The sequence below is a fragment of the Paraburkholderia sp. MM5496-R1 genome (assembly GCF_050436205.1).
Taxonomy (GTDB): domain Bacteria; phylum Pseudomonadota; class Gammaproteobacteria; order Burkholderiales; family Burkholderiaceae; genus Paraburkholderia; species Paraburkholderia tuberum.
In genome coordinates this window covers 793,451-810,334 of record NZ_JBNDLT010000002.1, presented here as the reverse complement: position 1 = coordinate 810,334, position 16,884 = coordinate 793,451, and the positions used below count along the sequence as shown (strand labels likewise).

Sequence of the window (16,884 nt, the reverse complement as noted above, 5' to 3'; positions counted from 1 at the left end):
CGGCCACGCATCGAAAAACACAAACAGCTCCCCATAACGCCCGGCCGCCCAGGCTAACGGCATCGGCCGCTACAATGTTCTTTTAACCTGCGGCTTGCACCCTCCAGATGTCCACACCCACGCCCCGCGCTCCGATGCTCGCCACTGCCGATGCGCTGGCGATCCTGCTCGACGCCGCGCGCGCGCTCGACGATATCGAAACGCTGCCGACGCTCGACGCGCTGAATCGCGTGCTCGCCACCGACGTCACGTCGCCGCTCGACGTGCCGCCGATGAACACGAGCGCGATGGACGGCTACGCGGTCCGCATCGCCGATCTCGTGCACGGCAGCCGCCTGCCGGTCTCGCAACGCATTCCGGCCGGCCATGCGCCGACGCCGCTCGCGCCCAACAGCGCGGCACGCATCTTCACCGGCGCGACGGTGCCCGCCGGCGCGGACGCGGTCGTGATGCAGGAGCAGACCGAGGCGGCTGGCGACGAGGTGACGATCGTGCATCGTCCGCAGGCGGGCGAGTGGATCACCGCACAGGGCGCCGATATTCGCGCGGGCTCGGTGATCCTGCCGGCCGGCACGCGGCTCACGCCGCAGGCGTTGGGGCTTGCCGCGTCGGTCGGATGCGCGCGGCTCGAGGTGCGCCGCCGCGTGAAAGTCGCCGTATTCTTCACCGGCGACGAACTGACGATGCCCGGCGAGCCGCTGAAGCCCGGCGCGATTTACAACTCGAATCGCTTCACGCTGCGCGGCCTGCTCGAGAAGCTCGGCTGCGAGGTGACCGACTATGGCATCGTCGCCGATCAACTCGACGCGACCCGCGCGACGCTGCGCGAAGCCGCCGAGGCGCACGATCTGATTCTCACCTGCGGCGGCGTGTCGGTCGGCGAGGAGGATCACGTGAAGCCGGCGGTGGAGGCCGAAGGGCGTCTGTCGATGTGGCAGATCGCCATGAAGCCGGGCAAGCCGCTCGCGTTCGGCGCGGTGCGGCGTGGTGCGGGTGGTGCGGGTGGTGCAAATGGGGGCGAGCCGGCCGAAACGTTTTTCATCGGCCTGCCCGGCAATCCGGTGTCGAGCTTCGTGACGTTCCTGCTGTTCGTGCGTCCGTTCGTACTGCGGCTGGCCGGCGTGCAGGCGGTCGCGCCGCGCGCGCTGTCGCTGCGCGCGGACTTCACGCAGGGCAAGGCCGATCGCCGCAACGAGTTCCTGCGCGCGCGCGTCAACGTGGCGGGAGGGCTCGATCTGTTTGCCAATCAGAGTTCGGCCGTGTTGACGTCGACCGTGTGGGGCGACGGTCTGGTCGACAATCCGCCGAACCACGCGATCAGCGCCGGCGAAACCGTGCGCTTCATTCCGTTTTCCGAACTGTTGAACTGAGGGCGGTCATCCGCGGCATGCGCGGCATAGACCGGCGGTATTCCGATGAAGATTGAACTCCGATATTTTGCGAGCGTGCGTGAAGCGCTCAATACGTCCGACGAAAGCGTCGAGGTGCCCGACGGCATCGCGACCGTCGGCGATGTGCGCGCGTGGCTGCGCGTGCGTGGCGGCATCTGGGCCGAGACGCTCGCCGAAGGCCGCGCGCTGCGCATGGCCTGCAACCACGTGATGACCGGCGCGAGCGCCCGCATCACCGAGGGCTGCGAGGTCGCGTTCTTTCCGCCCGTCACCGGCGGCTGAACCGCGCTCTCGCACATCACGTTCACGCCAGCGACAAAAGCCCTCAGGAGCTGTCCATGCCCGTTCGCGTCCAGACCGAAGACTTCGACCTCAGCGCCGAGGTGGCCGCGCTGCGCGCGCGCAATCCGAGGATCGGCGCGCTCGCGTGCTTCGTCGGCACCGTGCGCGATCTCAACGAGGGCAGCGCGGTCGAGACGATGGAGCTCGAGCATTATCCGGGCATGACGGAGAAGTCGCTCGAGGCGATCGTCGAGCGTGCGCGCGAACGCTGGCCGGGCATCGAGGTGCTGATCGTGCATCGCGTCGGCAAGCTGTATCCGCTCGATCAGATCGTGCTCGTTGCGACGACGGCCGCGCATCGCGGCGACGCGTTTGCGTCGTGTGAATTCGTGATGGACTATCTGAAGACCGAAGCGCCATTCTGGAAGAAGGAGAAAACCGACGCGGGCGAGCGCTGGGTCGACGCGCGCGTGACCGACGATGCCGCGCTCGCGCGCTGGGGAATCGATTCGGGAAATCGGACTCCGGAGTAAACGAGTCGCGGGCCGCGGAGTTGCGACGGCGCACGCGGCCTCCTTGTGTCAGGAGCGTCGGCGCCGGCCGACGTTCACTCGTCCCGCGAGCGTCCGGTGATCGGCACCGGAAACGGCTCCCCAGCCTGCCGCGACGGATGCTCGCCATCGTCGTCAACGTCGCCAACTCGCGGCCGACGCTTCGGCGCCACCCGCTCGAGCAGCGCCTGCTGCTCCGGCGGGATCTTGTAATCCCAGCCGAAACGGCTCAGTTGCAGACTCTGCGCGATCCGCAGCGCCGGTTCCATGAAACGGACCGCCGCGGCCGGCTGATAGCGCGATTCGACCGTATCGAGGAACAGATACAGCCAGCGGCTGAAATGCTGCGGCTCGATGCCTTCGAGCGGCTGATGCGCCTGCTGCACGTTGCCGCGATACTGCTTCGCGCCGAGCACGAGGCTGCTCCAGAATGTGCACATCTTCGGCAGATGGTCGTCCCAGCGGCCCGCGAGCTTCGCGTCGAAGACCGGACCGAGCAGCGGGTCGGCACGCACGCGATCGTAAAAGCCATAGACGAGGTCGCGGATATTGGCGTCGGTGGGTTCGGCCGCGCGTTCGACCGGCGGCGCGGCGGGGAAAGACGGATTCATGCGGATTCCAGAAAATTGCGGTTGCCGATGACGGCTGAACTGAACCTTGACCCCCCCGTTTTTCTAACAAACGGTTGATGCGGAAAAAGCTACTATTGCTATCCGAAACTGTATTGCAGCGCGATTCGGGGAACGACGCCCGCCGGCCACTCATGCCAGCCAGTCATGCCAGGGCGTAGCGCTCGTTCCCGGCAACCCTTGCCTCGACGCGGTTATCGGGACGTTCAAGGCGCTTGCTCGCAGCCTTTCAAGCTATACCGGGACCTATGAGACTTACCGACTATACGGATTACGCGCTGCGCGTGCTGCTGTACCTCGCGGTGCGGGGCGACGGATTATCGACGATTCAGGACATTTCGCAAGCCTACGGCATCTCGAAGAACCATCTGATGAAGGTCGTGCAGCAGCTGGGCGAGCTCGGCTGGGTCGAAACCGTGCGCGGCCGCAACGGCGGCTTGCGGCTCGGCGCGCAATCGCTGTCGCTGACCGTCGGCGACGTGGTGCGGGTCACGGAAAGCGACTTTGCGCTGGTCGGCTGTCTGCCGGACCGGCAGGGCCGACAGCGGCCTTGCGTCATCACGACGCAGTGCCGGCTGCGTGGCGCGTTGCAGGCGGCGAACCTCGCTTTTCTCGCCGAGCTCGATCGTTTTACGATCGGCGAAGTCGCGCAACCGAAAAGTCCGCTCGCGGCGTTGCTCGGGTTAGGCTCCACGATTCAGATGGTGCCGCTGCCGATTACGGTGGTATCGGATAGCACGCGCGGCGGCAGTCCGGCGACGCTGGGCCGCAAGAACTAGAACATCCGGCCGGCTCCCGGGTGCGCAAACCCGCCCGGCCGCACCACAGGGGAAGGATCGCGGCAGTTCTTGCGCTCAAATGTCAAATAGTTGCGGCCGAGGCCAAAAAAGCGCTTGAAACCCTAATAAAACGCCTCATTTTGGTGGTAATCGAAATTGGAGGTCTCTTGATGAGAATCGACAAACTCACCACTAAATTCCAGGAAGCGCTCGCGGACGCCCAGAGTCTGGCGGTTGGCCACGACAATCAGTACATCGAACCCGTCCACGTGCTCGCGGCACTCGTCGCGCAGCAGGACGGCTCCGCTCGCTCGCTGCTGTCGCGCGCCGGCGTGCATGTACAACCTCTACAAACCGCACTGAACGACGCGGTCACGCGGCTGCCCCAAGTGCAAGGCACCGATGGCAACGTGCAGATCGGCCGCGAACTGACCGGTCTGTTGAACCAGGCCGATAAGGAAGCGCAGAAGCTCAATGACACGTTCGTCGCGAGCGAAATGTTCCTGCTCGCGGTCGCCGACGACAAAGGCGAGGCCGGCCGTCTCGCGCGCGAGCATGGGTTGTCGCGCAAGGCGCTCGAAACCGCGATCGCAGCGGTGCGCGGCGGCTCGCAGGTGCATAGCCAGGACGCCGAAAGCCAGCGCGAAGCGCTGAAGAAATACACGATCGACCTGACCGAGCGCGCCCGCGCAGGCAAGCTCGACCCCGTGATCGGCCGCGACGACGAAATCCGCCGTTCCATTCAGATCCTGCAGCGCCGCACCAAGAACAACCCGGTGCTGATCGGCGAGCCGGGCGTCGGCAAGACCGCGATCGTCGAGGGGCTCGCGCAGCGCATCGTCAACGGCGAAGTGCCGGAAACGCTGAAGAACAAGCGCGTGCTGTCGCTCGACATGGCCGCGCTGCTCGCGGGCGCCAAGTATCGCGGCGAGTTCGAGGAGCGCCTGAAGGCGGTGCTCAACGACATCGCGAAGGACGAAGGGCAAACCATCGTCTTCATCGACGAGATTCATACGATGGTCGGCGCCGGCAAGGCCGAAGGCGCGATGGACGCGGGCAACATGCTGAAGCCGGCGCTCTCGCGCGGCGAACTGCATTGCGTCGGCGCGACCACGCTCGACGAATACCGCAAGTACATCGAAAAGGATGCCGCGCTCGAGCGCCGTTTCCAGAAGGTGCTGGTGGACGAGCCGTCGGTCGAGGCGACCATCGCGATCCTGCGCGGTCTGCAGGAGCGCTATGAGCTGCACCACGGCGTCGACATCACCGACCCGGCGATCGTCGCGGCCGCCGAGCTGTCGCATCGCTACATCACGGACCGCTTCCTGCCCGACAAGGCGATCGATCTGATCGACGAAGCCGCGTCGAAGATCAAGATGGAAATCGACTCGAAGCCGGAGGAGATGGATCGGCTCGACCGTCGTCTGATCCAGCTGAAGATCGAACGCGAAGCGGTGAAGAAGGAGAAGGACGAAGCGTCGCAGAAGCGTCTGCAGCTGATCGAAGAGGAAATCGAGCGGCTCAACCGCGAATATTCGGACCTCGATGAAATCTGGACCGCGGAAAAAGCGGCGGTGCAGGGTAGCGCGCAACTGAAGGAAGAGATCGAGAAGACGCGTGCGGAAATCGTGCGTCTGCAGCGTGAGGGCAAGCTCGAGAAGGTGGCCGAGTTGCAGTACGGCAAGCTGCCGGGTCTCGAGGCGCAGCTGAAGGAAGTCACGCGCGCCGAGGCCGAGGAGCAGAACAGTCCGAAGCGTCCGCGTCTGTTGCGCACGCAGGTCGGCGCGGAAGAAATCGCCGAGGTCGTGTCGCGGGCCACCGGCATTCCGGTGTCGCGCATGATGCAGGGCGAGCGCGAAAAGCTGCTGCAGATCGAGTCGAAGCTGCATGAGCGCGTGGTCGGCCAGGACGAGGCGATCAGCGCGGTCGCCGATGCGATTCGCCGCTCGCGCGCGGGTCTGTCGGACCCGAACCGTCCGTATGGCTCGTTCCTGTTCCTCGGGCCGACCGGCGTCGGCAAGACCGAGCTGTGCAAGGCGTTGGCGTCGTTCCTGTTCGATTCGGAAGAGCATCTCATCCGTATCGACATGAGCGAGTTCATGGAGAAGCACAGCGTCGCGCGTCTGATCGGCGCGCCGCCGGGTTACGTCGGCTACGAGGAGGGCGGTTATCTGACCGAGGCCGTGCGCCGCAAGCCGTATAGCGTGATCCTGCTCGACGAAATCGAGAAGGCGCATCCGGACGTGTTCAACGTGCTGCTGCAGGTGCTCGACGACGGCCGCATGACCGATGGCCAGGGCCGCACCGTCGACTTCAAGAACACGGTGATCGTGATGACCTCGAACCTCGGTTCGCAGGTGATCCAGGCGATGGTCGGCGAGCCGCAGGAAGCCGTGAAGGACGCCGTGTGGGAAGAGGTGAAGCTGCACTTCCGGCCCGAGTTCCTGAACCGGATCGACGACGTCGTCGTGTTCCATGCGCTCGATCGCTCGAACATCCAGTCGATCGCGCGGATCCAGCTGCAGCGTCTGCACGAGCGGCTCGCGAAGCTCGACATGCAGCTGGTGGTGTCGGACGCGGCGCTCGAGCACATCGGCAAGGTCGGCTACGACCCGCTGTTCGGTGCGCGGCCGCTGAAGCGCGCGATCCAGCAGGAGATCGAGAACCCGATCGCGAAGCTGATTCTGGCCGGCAAGTTCGGTCCGAAGGATGTGATTCCGGTCGAAGTGGACGACGGCAAGCTGCTGTTCGAGCGCGTCGTGCACTGAAGGCGATGGGCTTGATGATGCGAAGGGACGACGGCAGGCGAGTCGTTCCCGCCAACGTTAAGAAACCGGCAACGAAGGTGACTTCGTTGCCGGTTTTCTTTTGGCCGCCGATTTCAAACCGGTGGCATCACCGTGGAGCGAAGGTCTCTGCAAGCCGCCAGCGCATGGCGCACAGCGTGCTCAAGCGTTGCCCTTGTTGCCGAGCAGCGCCGACAGGCCGCCGAGCGCGCCGAGCACCGTGGTCGCGTTCAGCTTGCCATCGGCCGGCACTTCGCCTTCCGGCGTGGCCGCGTTGACGACGTGCGGCAGGATCTGCGACAGCAGACCCGTCACCTGATCCGGCTGGACGCCGGCCTTGGCGGCGAGACCGGTCACGGCTTCCGAGCCCAGCACGTTATGCAGCGCGTCGGGTGCGATCGGCTGGTTTTCGCCATTGCCGACCCACGACGACACGACGTCGCCGAGGCCCTTTTCCTGGAAGCGCTGGATCAGGCCGTTCAGGCCACCAGGCTGGTTGTTGACGAATTCGAGCGCGGCGGCGATCAGCGCTTGCTGGCCGCCGCCTTCTGGCGATTTGCCAAGCAGGGAACCGATGGTGTCGAGTAGGCTCATGACGGTCTCTCTTCAATGCCGGCGCGTATGACGGCCGGGCGGGTGACGTCGACGCGCGGTTGCGCGTCGCGGTGAAACGCAAGGGCGGCAGCCCCGCCGGGCTCAAGCGCCGGACGCAGCCGCGGCGGATGCCGCCTTGCTCTTCTTCGCTTTCTTCTTCGAAGCCTTGGTGCCGGACGCGTCGGCCGGTGCGCTAGCCGCGACGGCCGGAGCCGAAGCGGCTGCCGCTTCGGATGCTGCGGCCTTGTCCTTCTTCTTCGACTTCGACGGCTTCGCGGCCGAGGCGGGGGCAGCCGCGGCCGGCGCTGCCGTCGTGGCAGCGGGCGCGGCGGCGGTGGTTGCCGCGGGAGCCGCCGGTGTGGTCTTCGTGGCCGGCTTGGTGGACGTCTTCGCGCCGGTCGGCGGTGCCGACGAGCCGTTGATCGTCAGTCCGGCCGCTTCGAGGTTCTCGACCGATTTCTGGCCGATGCCCTTCACACGCGCGGCGAGATCGTCGGCGTTCTTGAACGGGCCGTTTTTGGCGCGTTCGTCGAGAATCGCTTTCGCATGCACGGGGCCGATGCCCTTGACCGATTCGAGCGTGGCCTGATCGGCGGTATTCACTTCCACGGCCGCGGCAAATCCGGCCGACAGCGACAAAGCCACAGCGACGCAAAGCATGAAAAGCTTCTTCAGCATGGCAAGCACTCCATTGAGGGCAAAAAGTTAGCCGGGAACGGACGACCTATCCTGTCAGCGGGCGCTGCGTTTAAGCATAGGACAAATCGCAGGCCCGATTTGAGATAGCGGACGATTTATACCGATCGATTGATGACAAGTAAATCCACCACACAATATTTAAAGCTTTTGGCGGCATGCAGTGCCGGTGAATTTATCGGTCGATATCGATCGCGATAACTCGTCTGCGATAAAGAATGAGCAACGCAAAGGAATGACAGCGTCCGACGCTTGACTTAGAGTGCACTCGAAGTCCTAACCTGAGTCCGTCATGTCGAAACACTCAACCGCGCTCACCATCGGTCAGGTCGCCGAAACGATCGGCGTGTCCACGCACACGCTGCGCTATTACGAACAGGCCGGCCTGATCCGGCCGGTCGGACGCACGCAGACGGGGCACCGGCTGTACTCGCCGGCCGATCTCGACTGGTTGCGCTTCGTGATGCGTCTGAAGGCAACGGGCATGTCGATCTCCGGCATGCAGCAGATCGCCGCGCTGCGCGCGCAAGGCCATCCGACGATGCGCGCACGCCGCGACCTGCTGGTTGCGCATCGCACCGCGCTGCTCGCGCGGATCGCCGATCTGCAGAGCAACCTCGGCGCGATCGACGACAAGATCGCGTACTACGAGGCGGCCACGAGCGGCGCGCTTGAGCCTGACCCGGCACGACAGGATGACGAAGCCTCGTCGCCCTCACACCCCGATAAGGACTCGCAATGGACTACGCACACAACGACCGCTACGCGCGGGGCTGGGACAAGCTCAGGGAAATCGACGGTTCGGCGGGCGAGCAGGTAATCGCCGCGCTCGCGCCCGTCGCGCCGGAATTCGGACGCCTGTTGATTGAATTCGGCTTCGGCGATATCTACAGCCGGCCGCAGCTCGATCTGCGCACGCGTGAGATTGCGACGATCGCGTCGCTCGCGACCCTCGGCTGCGCGCAGCCGCAACTGAAGGTACATATCGAGGCGGCGCTGAACGTCGGCTGCACGCGCGAGCAGATCGTCGAGGTGTTCATGCAGATGGCGCTTTATGCGGGCTTTCCGGCCGCGCTCAATGCGCTGTTCGCGGCGCGGGAAATTTTCGAGGCCAAGGATCGGGAGGGGCAGGCCGCATACGCGGCGTGAGCGGGCTGAGCTGCGTGGGGAAGGAAAGGCGGATGCAGAACAGGTCGACTCTCACCCCGGCTTGGGCGCAACTGACGGTCCGGTCGGTGCTATTCGTGGCCTTCGCAACCCTCCATCCCCTCAAACAGCCGAATCAACCAGCACCGCCGCAGCCTCGCGCAAATAGCGCTGGCTCACGAATCGCCAGTACACGAGCAAGCCGAGCCCGGCAATCGCGAGACTTGCGGTATTGGCGACCCAGAAGCCGCGCGCGCCGGTCAGCCAGGGCGGCGTGAGGCCGGTCGTATCGAAGCCGAGCGCATAGCCGCCGCCGAGCCCGACTCCCCACAGCGCCACCGCATAGATGATGGTCGGCACGACCGCGACCTTGTAGGCGCGCAGCACGAACGCGGTCGAGATCTGCAACGCGTCGAACAGGTGGTAGCAGGCGACGATCAGCACCAGCGGCAACGCCTTCGCCACCACCTGCGCGTTCGTCGTATAGCCGTCGACGATATACGGCCGCAGCACGAGCACGAGCGCGCCATAGCAGCACGCGATCGCAACCGCCATCGCGATGCCGTGACGCGACAGCGTGCGCGCCGCCTGCGGCCGATGCGCGCCGAGCGCCTGCGCGACCAGCGTCGACGACGCGATGCCGATCGACAGCGGCGTCATATAGAGCACCGCGCCGACGTTGCCGGCGATCTGGTGCCCGGCGAGCGTCGTCGTGCCGAAACGCGCGATGAAAAGCGCCATGAAGGTGTACGACGTGACCTCGATCAGATACGACAGCCCCATTGGAATACCGAGCCGCAGTTGCGCGGCCTGGCGCTTCCAGACCGGCCAGCAGAAGTGCGTGAAGATGCCGAGTGCCTTGAAATCGTCGACGCGCGCGAGCAGCAGCATGCCGAGCGCCGCGAGTGCCCAGTTGAGCAGCGTGCTCGCGAGCGCGCAGCCCGGACCGCCCAGCGCGGGCACGCCGAGGCCGCCGAAAATGAACCAGGTATTGAGCGGAATTTTCAGCAGCAGCGCGGCGATCTGCAGGAACATCACGAGCCGCGGTTTGGCGAGCGCATTGGCAACGGAGCCGTAGACCCGGAAGGCGAGGCCGGCGGGCAGCCCGAACGCGAGAATCCGCAGGTACGCGAGCGTGCGCTCGTGCAGCGCGTCGGGCACCCGCGACAACGCCAGCAGCGGTCCGGGGAAGAACAGGATCAGAAAGCCGATCACGGTCAGCGCGGCGGCAAGCCACCATGACTGGCGGACCTCTTCGCCGATCTCGCCGTAGCGACGCGCGCCGTACAGCTGCGCGGTGATCGGCTGCAGCGCGGTCAGGATGCCGGTCAGGCCGATATAGACCGAGACGTAGATCGACGAGCCGAGGCCGAGCGCGGCCAGATCGACGGCCGAGTAGCGCCCGACCATCGCCGTGTCGATCACGCCGAACGCGATGATGGCCAACTGGCCGATCAATACGGGCCACGCGAGCGCGGCGATCTTCCGTACGTCGGCGAACATGGTCAGTCGCGCTTCTTGTGCCAGTTGCGGCGCTTGGCGGGCGGCGGCTTGGGACGGTCGATGCGCACGTACAGGCGGAAGCGCTCGTCGCGGTCAGCGGCGCGGCGGCCTTCCCACACGAGCTTCCAGACGTAGTCGGGCATCGCGCTCGGGTTGCCGTAGTCCTGCGAGTCCTGACGCAGGATTACGTCGCAGTCCTGGTCGAACGAGAAATGCATGTCGCCGAAATACGCGAATGTCGCGATCTGCGCATTGCCTAGGCGCACCGGCGCGATGCACGTGTAGTCATCGGGCAAATGGGCGGCGATCTGCTGCGCGACGTCGCGATAGGTCCGGCTGTAGTTGACGACCGGCAGCCACAGCGTCATCAGCAACACCCACATCAGCGTGGTGCCGGCGCTCGACAGCACGACGCTGCGCCACAGCACCTTCGGATGACGCGCGAGGCGCCAGCGCACCAGCAGGAACCAGCACACGGTCACCGCGACCGCGCACACGAACGACAGAATCTTGAACTGCGGCACGAAGCCGGGCGCGAGTCGCGCGAGATTGCGCGCGAGCGGATGCGGGAAGCCCGTCAGGCCTGCCACATACACGAGCCATACGAAGCTGCCGAGGATCGTGAAGCTCAGCAGCGCGAACCAGTCGATCGCGTTGATCGCGCCGCGCTTGAGCGTCGGCAGCGCGAAAGTGGCGAGTACCGCGAGCGGCGGGAGGAGCAGCATGTAGAGTCGGTTCGACTGATGGCTTTGCAGCACGACGAGCACGAACAGCGGCCCGATCACCGACAGCGGAATCGCCACGTGCGGCGCGCGCCGCAGTCCCTGCCAGCTGAACCACGACCACAGCGCGAGTGGCCAGGCGGGCCACGTGAAGAGCGGCAGGTTTTTCAGCGCATACGCGGCGACCGAGCCGGGCGGGCCCGCGAACGAACTCAGGCTCACGTGCAGCCACTGGTTCAGATACCAGGCAGCGTCGTCCGGGAACGCGGAGAGCGCGATGATCGGCCACGACACCGCGAGCACGAGCGCCACGGGCAGACCCGCAAGCAGCAGCCAGCGCAATCGCGTTTCGCGTACGATCAGCGTCATCGCGAGCGTGCCGAGCAGCAGCGCGCCGACCAGCACCGGGCTGCTCGCGAGTGTGACGAGGCCAATCGCGAGACCCCAGATCAGCGCGCCCTGAATCGGCTTGTCGATCATGCGCACGAGGCCGTACACGAGCATCGCGATGCAGACGAACTGCGCGAGCTGCGGCGTGGTCTCGTGACCGCGCTCGGCGAGGCCGAAGCACGCGAGCAGGATCAGCAGTGCGCCATCGGCGAGCGTGCGGCCATAGTCGCGCGGTTCCGGCTCGCCGCCGAACGCATATTTGAATGGCTGCACTTCGGGACGCCGGCCGAGCAGATACGCCGCGTACCAGACGAACGCACAGCCCGCGCAGAACAGCAGGCCCGTGAACACGCGCGACGCGTTGCTCGCGTCGACCCACGGTGCGAGGACGCGGATCGCGCTCGCGCCGAGCCAGTAGCCGAGCGGGCCGTCCTCGGTCAGATATTTGCCGACCAGATTCGGCAGCAGCCAATCGTGCGCTCCGCCGTTCGCCATCGTCCACATCACACCAAAGCCGGCTGCGTCCTCGTTCTTCCACGGATCGCGGCCGAACAGGCCGAACGAGGCGTAGACGATACAGATGGCCAGCAGCAGCCAGCGCGGCAACGCACTGGTCGCAGAGGCGGTGAGGCGAACGACAGGTCTCATGCGGTGTGTGGAGTCTGGATAAACGATGCAGCCGGAGCGGCCCGGCAGGTCAGGGCGCGAGGGCCCGTTTCGAGCATCCGGCATTGTAGTCGTGCCGTGCGATGCACGTCACGGCCGGTAACGCCCGGCAACGTCAATGCACAAGCTGTAACACAGTGTCGCGAAAGCGCGGCGTGCTCCTTCCGGCTGAAGGCTTCGCGCGGCGTGCGAACCAGCGGGCGCACAAGCGCAGGCGACAAAAAAGGGCAGCTCGCGCTGCCCTTTCTGTTTGCTCCGTTGCCGGCCGGAAGCCGGTACCGTTGCGGTATTACTTTACTGCCTTGCCCGAAGCACGTGCGCCGAACTTCTTGTTGAACTTCTCGACGCGGCCGGCCGTGTCCATGATCTTTTGCTGGCCGGTGTAGAACGGATGCGATTCCGACGACACTTCGATCTTCGCGAGCGGGTAGGTCTTGCCGTTGAATTCCGCGGTTTCGCGCGTCTGGATGGTCGAGCGCGTCACGAACCTGAAGTCGTTCGACATGTCGACGAACAGGACTTCGCGGTAATTCGGGTGAATGCCTTCTTTCATGGTCTTTCCTTTAATCTGGCGGTAGCCAACCCGCGTGCAGCCTCGAATGGGACTGCCTTCAGGCGCGAGCCACTTGCCTACGGTCGAAAAACCGCGATTATGGCAGAAAATCAGTCGCTTGGCGATTTTTCTGCCAGCGGATTCTCTTGCGGCGCAAGCGGCGCCCACATTCGCGGCGTCTCAAATGGGCGTGAACGTCAAACCGACGCGCGCTGGATCTTGCCGGTAGTAGCGCGCGAGCAGTCGGTACAGTTCCGGATACTCCGCCTCGAACGCTTGGGGCCGCACGAACAGCGCCTCGCTGCATACGGCAAAAAATTCCGACGGATGGTCCGCCGCATACGGATCGATCAGCGACTCGCGTTCGAAACGCGCCCAGCGTCGCTCGGGCACCGCGTCGACTTTCGCACAGAAGTGATCGTATGCATGGTCGAACACATCGGCCCATGCCTGCGCATCGAGCGGCGCGTGCCAGCGGCGCATCAGCGGCGGGTGGCCATCCGCTTCGCCGTTGAACATGTCGATTTTGTGCGCGAACTCGTGGATCACGACGTTGTATGCGTCGCTGCCATCGGTCATCTGCGCGTCTTCCCACGACAGCACCACCGGGCCGCCTTCCCACGCCTCGCCGCTGGCGTCGTGTTCGATTTCGTGCACGACGCCATCTTCGTCCTCAACGGTCTTGCGGATCACGAACTCGCCCGGATAGACGATCACGCCGACCCAGCCGCGATACAGATCGAGGCTCAGGTTCAGCACCGGCAGGCACGCCTGCGCGGCGATGCCGACCGTCATCGCATCGGTCAGCTCGAGCTCGTGCGCGGTCGAGAACTCCTTCTGCGCGAGGAAGAGAGTCGTCATCTCGCGCAGCCGCGCGAGATCGGGCGCTTCCAGATGCGTGAGAAAGGGTAGGCCGGCGAGTGTCGCCTGCCACAAGGAATCGTCGATCGCGTAGTCTCGCAGCGCGCGCTCGCGACGCCGTGCGCCCAGCCAGTTCGTGAGTTTCGACAGCATGCTTGGAGCCCACCTTCAGTCGATCTGTTTTTGCTACGCGGCGAACGGGCCGCCGCATATCGCGACGCCGATCAGAAAATAGAAACCGTCGAGCGACGCGAGCAAACTGGCCTGCTGCGCAATCGACCGGCTGATCGACGCGATCGCGAGCGTGTTCTGGTAGACCGGATTGTACGGATTCATGGACTCCGCGAGGCGACTTTGATGCAGCGCGAGCCGGTGCCGCTCGACGATGATCACCGAGGCGGTCGCGAAGGAGAGGGTCAACTGCCGGACGATGTTTTTCAGCCGGTAGCCGTGCGTGAACTCCTCCTCGATCAAGAAGATGCGGCACGTCAGATTCGCGACCGGCGGCACGATGAACAGCAACAGCAGGCCGCGCAGCAGCAGCGGCAGGGCGAGCGCCGCCTCGCCGACGTCCGGCGACATGCGTGTCGTCCACCCGGCGGCGAACGCGGCCGCCCCGAAGCCCGGCACGATGATCCACTTCTTGCGCGGCAGCAGCTTCGCAAAACGCGGCGCATTGTCTCTGCGGACGATGGACGAAAAAAAACCGCTCGCAGTTTGCGAGCGGTTTTTCATGCGTTGCAGTTGCCGACTAATACGGCCGGCACGAACGTCGCGCGTTAGCTGCCGCCGCCACGACGCATCATGTCGAAGAACTCGGAATTGCTCTTCGTCTGGCGGATCTTGTCGAGCAGGAATTCCATCGACTCGACTTCGTCCATGTCGTGAATGAACTTGCGCAGTACCCAGATCTTCTGCAGCGCTTCGGGCTTGATCAGCAGCTCTTCGCGGCGCGTGCCCGACTTGTTCAGGTTGATTGACGGGTAGACGCGCTTCTCGGCGAGACGGCGCTCGAGGTGCACTTCCATGTTGCCGGTGCCCTTGAACTCTTCGTAGATCACATCGTCCATGCGGCTGCCGGTTTCGATCAGCGCCGTGCCGATGATGGTCAGCGATCCGCCTTCCTCGATGTTGCGCGCCGCGCCGAAGAACCGCTTCGGGCGCTGCAGCGCGTTCGCGTCGACACCGCCCGTCAGCACCTTGCCCGAGGCCGGGACCACCGTGTTGTAAGCGCGCGCGAGACGCGTGATCGAGTCGAGCAGAATCACGACGTCGTTCTTCATTTCGACGAGGCGCTTGGCCTTCTCGATCACCATTTCGGCGACCTGCACGTGACGCGCGGCGGGTTCGTCGAACGTCGAGGCGATCACTTCGCCGGCCACCGAACGCTGCATTTCCGTCACTTCCTCCGGACGCTCGTCGATCAGCAGCACGAACAGCACGACGTCGGGATGGTTCTGCTTGATCGCGTGCGCGATGTGCTGAAGCATCACGGTCTTGCCCGACTTCGGCGACGCGACGAGCAGGCCGCGCTGGCCCTTGCCGATCGGCGCGATCATGTCGATGATGCGGCCGGTCACATTCTCTTCGCCACGCATTTCACGTTCGAGCAGCAGCACCTTGTTCGGGTGCAGCGGCGTCAGGTTTTCGAACATGATCTTGTGCTTCGAGGCCTCCGGCGGCTGGCCGTTGACCTTGTCCACCTTCACCAGCGCGAAATAGCGCTCGCCGTCTTTCGGCGTGCGCACTTCGCCTTCGATCGTGTCGCCCGTATGCAGATTGAAGCGGCGGATTTGCGACGGGCTGATGTAGATGTCATCCGTGCTGGCGAGGTAGGAGGTTTCCGGCGAACGCAGGAAGCCGAAACCGTCCGGCAGCACTTCGAGGGTGCCGTCGCCGAAGATCGTGTCGCCCGCTTTGGCTCGTTTTTTTAGAATGGCGAACATCAATTCCTGCTTGCGCAGGCGGTTCGCGCTTTCGATCTCGAGGCCATTGGCCATCTCGATCAATTGGGAGACGTGCTGAGTCTTAAGCTCGGATAAATGCATACGGAGAACCCGCAGGAGAAGGTGCGACGAAATGAAATCTGGGAGGAGGGTGAGCGGAACCGCTCAAAGACTTACACGTCTTTTCGACGTTTTGTGGATTCTAGCATAGCACACGCCAATTTAAGCCAGTGCGGCAGCGTGGCATCTTTGTTGCAAAGCGTGTTGCCGACTGACAACACGCTTGACCGGCGGGGGCGGCGGTTTGCTCACCCGACGCGCCCGATTCTCCAACTGCCTGCGGCGCGCGATGGACCCGCGAGCGCCGCGGCGTACTGCTTGCTTTACAGGTTGCCGTCGAGGAACGCGGTGAGTTGCGACTTCGACAGAGCTCCGACCTTCTGAGCGGCAACGGCGCCGTTCTTGAACAGGATCAATGTGGGGATGCCGCGCACGCCAAACTTGACCGGCGTGGACTGATGCTCGTCGACATTGATCTTCGCGACTTGCAGGCGATCGGCGTAGTCCTTCGCGACCTCGTCGAGGATCGGCGCGATCATCTTGCACGGACCGCACCATTCGGCCCAGAAATCGAGCAGCACGGGTTTATCGGATTTCACGACGTCCTGTTCGAACGATGCGTCGCTAATATGCTTGATTTGTTCGCTCATTTATGAATACCTCTCTCGGTTCGAGGCCCGCCTGAATTGCTCGCCACGATACGTCAAAACTGGGAAAACTTCCGTTCGCTTTGCCGCATCCGGAGCCTCGCCGCGCATGCCTGTGAAAGTCAGAAAAACCGTCTGAAAAAACGCCGGATTTTCACGCAATGCGCGGAAAGAGTCGCGTATGCGGGTCTTTCAACTGGCAGTGTAGCTTAATTCGCTATGCGTTGCCGATGGCGATAGTACTCATCAAAGCAGTGGGGCTAATAGGCCGCCGCCGCAGCGTCGGCCGGTTTCTGCGGCTCACGGCGACCGCGTTGCAATCTAAATGGAGTCGCGCGCGGCGAACTCAAGTGCCGCGCGTGGCGGGCGTCGCCGCGGTGGCCGGGAGGGCGTCTGGCGGCGTGCAGAAAGCGGCCGCAAACCGCGCGAAGCCGTTCGAAGCGGAGCGTCGTTCGCGTTTTGCTCATGTCAACAGTCGCATAATGCGCGCGGCAATGATAGAATCCTTCGTGACGGGCCTCCTCGCATGGAGGGATGGTCAACCTGGTCAGGTCGGGAACGAAGCAGCCACAGCCGTTTTCCACCAGTGCCGAGGGTCGGGCTCGTCACCTTTCCTTGCTTTTTTCTCCGCGACCGTTCTCACGGCTTCTGCGCAGTTTCTCCCCAGTCATTCCCAGCTTTT

Annotated in this window: 16 protein-coding genes, 1 other RNA gene and 1 pseudogene; 8 read left to right on the top strand and 10 right to left on the bottom strand. The window is 64.4% G+C overall.

All coding sequences use genetic code 11. The annotated features are described in order from the left end of the window. Positions 1-134: 134 nt before the first annotated feature. From OKW38_RS10550 to OKW38_RS10540, 3 genes are read left to right on the top strand one after another with little or no spacing between them, the layout of a single operon-like run. Positions 135-1,370, top strand: a complete 1,236-nt coding sequence (locus OKW38_RS10550) for a molybdopterin molybdotransferase MoeA (RefSeq protein ID WP_429363715.1) — start codon at positions 135-137, stop codon at positions 1,368-1,370. Positions 1,371-1,415: 45 nt separating this feature from the next. Next, a complete protein-coding gene (moaD, locus tag OKW38_RS10545) occupies positions 1,416-1,673 on the top strand; it encodes a molybdopterin converting factor subunit 1 (RefSeq protein ID WP_184043905.1) in 258 nt (85 codons plus the stop codon). Positions 1,674-1,729: 56 nt separating this feature from the next. Next, positions 1,730-2,206 (top strand): molybdenum cofactor biosynthesis protein MoaE, encoded by a 477-nt coding sequence (locus OKW38_RS10540; RefSeq protein WP_090804601.1) that lies wholly within the window; start codon positions 1,730-1,732, stop codon positions 2,204-2,206. 74 nt (positions 2,207-2,280) lie between these two features. On the opposite strand, the gene OKW38_RS10535 is transcribed toward OKW38_RS10540, so the two are convergent. Then, the gene (locus tag OKW38_RS10535; RefSeq protein ID WP_429361338.1) at positions 2,281-2,835 is read right to left on the bottom strand and encodes a group III truncated hemoglobin; all 555 of its coding nucleotides are present in this window, start codon (positions 2,833-2,835) and stop codon (positions 2,281-2,283) included. A gap of 266 nt (positions 2,836-3,101) precedes the next feature. On the opposite strand from OKW38_RS10535, the gene OKW38_RS10530 reads away from it, so the two are divergent. Together OKW38_RS10530 and clpB are read left to right on the top strand one after the other, a co-directional pair. Continuing rightward, positions 3,102-3,632 carry an Rrf2 family transcriptional regulator gene (locus OKW38_RS10530; protein WP_429361337.1) on the top strand — a complete coding sequence of 177 codons (531 nt, stop codon included), beginning with the start codon at positions 3,102-3,104 and terminating at the stop codon, positions 3,630-3,632. 170 nt (positions 3,633-3,802) lie between these two features. Further along, positions 3,803-6,400, top strand: coding sequence for an ATP-dependent chaperone ClpB (gene clpB, locus OKW38_RS10525; protein WP_090804607.1), 2,598 nt, complete (start codon positions 3,803-3,805; stop codon positions 6,398-6,400). Between the two features lie 180 nt (positions 6,401-6,580). On the opposite strand, the gene OKW38_RS10520 is transcribed toward clpB, so the two are convergent. Both OKW38_RS10520 and OKW38_RS10515 read right to left on the bottom strand, forming a co-directional pair. Beyond that, on the bottom strand, positions 6,581-7,012 hold the full coding sequence (locus OKW38_RS10520) for a YidB family protein (protein WP_018418148.1): 432 nt from the start codon (positions 7,010-7,012) through the stop codon (positions 6,581-6,583). 102 nt (positions 7,013-7,114) lie between these two features. Next, complete coding sequence (locus OKW38_RS10515) at positions 7,115-7,690, bottom strand: ComEA family DNA-binding protein (RefSeq protein WP_090804609.1); 576 nt, start codon at positions 7,688-7,690, stop codon at positions 7,115-7,117. 310 nt (positions 7,691-8,000) lie between these two features. Between OKW38_RS10515 and OKW38_RS10510 the strand changes: the two genes are divergently transcribed. Next, on the top strand, positions 8,001-8,528 hold the full coding sequence (locus tag OKW38_RS10510; protein ID WP_090804611.1) for a MerR family transcriptional regulator: 528 nt from the start codon (positions 8,001-8,003) through the stop codon (positions 8,526-8,528). After that, positions 8,447-8,857 (top strand): carboxymuconolactone decarboxylase family protein, encoded by a 411-nt coding sequence (locus OKW38_RS10505; RefSeq protein WP_090804613.1) that lies wholly within the window; start codon positions 8,447-8,449, stop codon positions 8,855-8,857. Before OKW38_RS10510 ends, OKW38_RS10505 begins: the two co-directional genes overlap by 82 nt. Before the next feature lie 120 nt (positions 8,858-8,977). Here the strand turns inward: OKW38_RS10505 and OKW38_RS10500 are convergent, their stop codons facing one another. The 7 genes and pseudogenes from OKW38_RS10500 to trxA form a co-directional block, all read right to left on the bottom strand. Continuing rightward, entirely contained in the window at positions 8,978-10,357 is a 1,380-nt protein-coding gene (locus OKW38_RS10500) for an MATE family efflux transporter (RefSeq protein ID WP_429361335.1), read from the bottom strand. A gap of 2 nt (positions 10,358-10,359) precedes the next feature. Then, positions 10,360-12,117: an ArnT family glycosyltransferase gene (locus OKW38_RS10495; RefSeq protein ID WP_429361333.1), complete on the bottom strand. Its 1,758-nt coding sequence runs from the start codon at positions 12,115-12,117 to the stop codon at positions 10,360-10,362. 307 nt (positions 12,118-12,424) lie between these two features. Continuing rightward, on the bottom strand, positions 12,425-12,688 hold the full coding sequence (locus tag OKW38_RS10490) for a type B 50S ribosomal protein L31 (RefSeq protein ID WP_090804621.1): 264 nt from the start codon (positions 12,686-12,688) through the stop codon (positions 12,425-12,427). A gap of 180 nt (positions 12,689-12,868) precedes the next feature. Further along, complete coding sequence (locus OKW38_RS10485; protein WP_090804623.1) at positions 12,869-13,702, bottom strand: zinc-dependent peptidase; 834 nt, start codon at positions 13,700-13,702, stop codon at positions 12,869-12,871. A gap of 33 nt (positions 13,703-13,735) precedes the next feature. Beyond that, positions 13,736-14,218: pseudogene (locus OKW38_RS10480) on the bottom strand (MFS transporter); the annotation flags it as partial. Between the two features lie 110 nt (positions 14,219-14,328). Next, positions 14,329-15,597: a transcription termination factor Rho gene (rho, locus tag OKW38_RS10475; RefSeq protein WP_090804624.1), complete on the bottom strand. Its 1,269-nt coding sequence runs from the start codon at positions 15,595-15,597 to the stop codon at positions 14,329-14,331. Positions 15,598-15,878: 281 nt separating this feature from the next. Continuing rightward, entirely contained in the window at positions 15,879-16,205 is a 327-nt protein-coding gene (gene trxA / locus OKW38_RS10470; RefSeq protein ID WP_013089343.1) for a thioredoxin TrxA, read from the bottom strand. A 508-nt stretch (positions 16,206-16,713) separates the two neighbouring features. Here trxA and ffs point away from each other — a divergent pair. Further along, positions 16,714-16,812: signal recognition particle sRNA small type (gene ffs, locus OKW38_RS10465), an RNA gene on the top strand. The last annotated feature ends 72 nt before the right edge of the window (positions 16,813-16,884 follow it).

Bases quoted from the DNA above. Each gene is read 5' to 3' on its own strand.
- OKW38_RS10550 (WP_429363715.1), top strand. From the start codon at position 135: ATGCTCGCCACTGCCGATGCGCTGGCGATCCTGCTCGACGCCGCGCGC.
- moaD (WP_184043905.1), top strand. From the start codon at position 1,416: ATGAAGATTGAACTCCGATATTTTGCGAGCGTGCGTGAAGCGCTCAAT.
- OKW38_RS10540 (WP_090804601.1), top strand. From the start codon at position 1,730: ATGCCCGTTCGCGTCCAGACCGAAGACTTCGACCTCAGCGCCGAGGTG.
- OKW38_RS10535 (WP_429361338.1), bottom strand. From the start codon at position 2,835: ATGAATCCGTCTTTCCCCGCCGCGCCGCCGGTCGAACGCGCGGCCGAA.
- OKW38_RS10530 (WP_429361337.1), top strand. From the start codon at position 3,102: ATGAGACTTACCGACTATACGGATTACGCGCTGCGCGTGCTGCTGTAC.
- clpB (WP_090804607.1), top strand. From the start codon at position 3,803: ATGAGAATCGACAAACTCACCACTAAATTCCAGGAAGCGCTCGCGGAC.
- OKW38_RS10520 (WP_018418148.1), bottom strand. From the start codon at position 7,012: ATGAGCCTACTCGACACCATCGGTTCCCTGCTTGGCAAATCGCCAGAA.
- OKW38_RS10515 (WP_090804609.1), bottom strand. From the start codon at position 7,690: ATGCTGAAGAAGCTTTTCATGCTTTGCGTCGCTGTGGCTTTGTCGCTG.
- OKW38_RS10510 (WP_090804611.1), top strand. From the start codon at position 8,001: ATGTCGAAACACTCAACCGCGCTCACCATCGGTCAGGTCGCCGAAACG.
- OKW38_RS10505 (WP_090804613.1), top strand. From the start codon at position 8,447: ATGGACTACGCACACAACGACCGCTACGCGCGGGGCTGGGACAAGCTC.
- OKW38_RS10500 (WP_429361335.1), bottom strand. From the start codon at position 10,357: ATGTTCGCCGACGTACGGAAGATCGCCGCGCTCGCGTGGCCCGTATTG.
- OKW38_RS10495 (WP_429361333.1), bottom strand. From the start codon at position 12,117: ATGAGACCTGTCGTTCGCCTCACCGCCTCTGCGACCAGTGCGTTGCCG.
- OKW38_RS10490 (WP_090804621.1), bottom strand. From the start codon at position 12,688: ATGAAAGAAGGCATTCACCCGAATTACCGCGAAGTCCTGTTCGTCGAC.
- OKW38_RS10485 (WP_090804623.1), bottom strand. From the start codon at position 13,702: ATGCTGTCGAAACTCACGAACTGGCTGGGCGCACGGCGTCGCGAGCGC.
- rho (WP_090804624.1), bottom strand. From the start codon at position 15,597: ATGCATTTATCCGAGCTTAAGACTCAGCACGTCTCCCAATTGATCGAG.
- trxA (WP_013089343.1), bottom strand. From the start codon at position 16,205: ATGAGCGAACAAATCAAGCATATTAGCGACGCATCGTTCGAACAGGAC.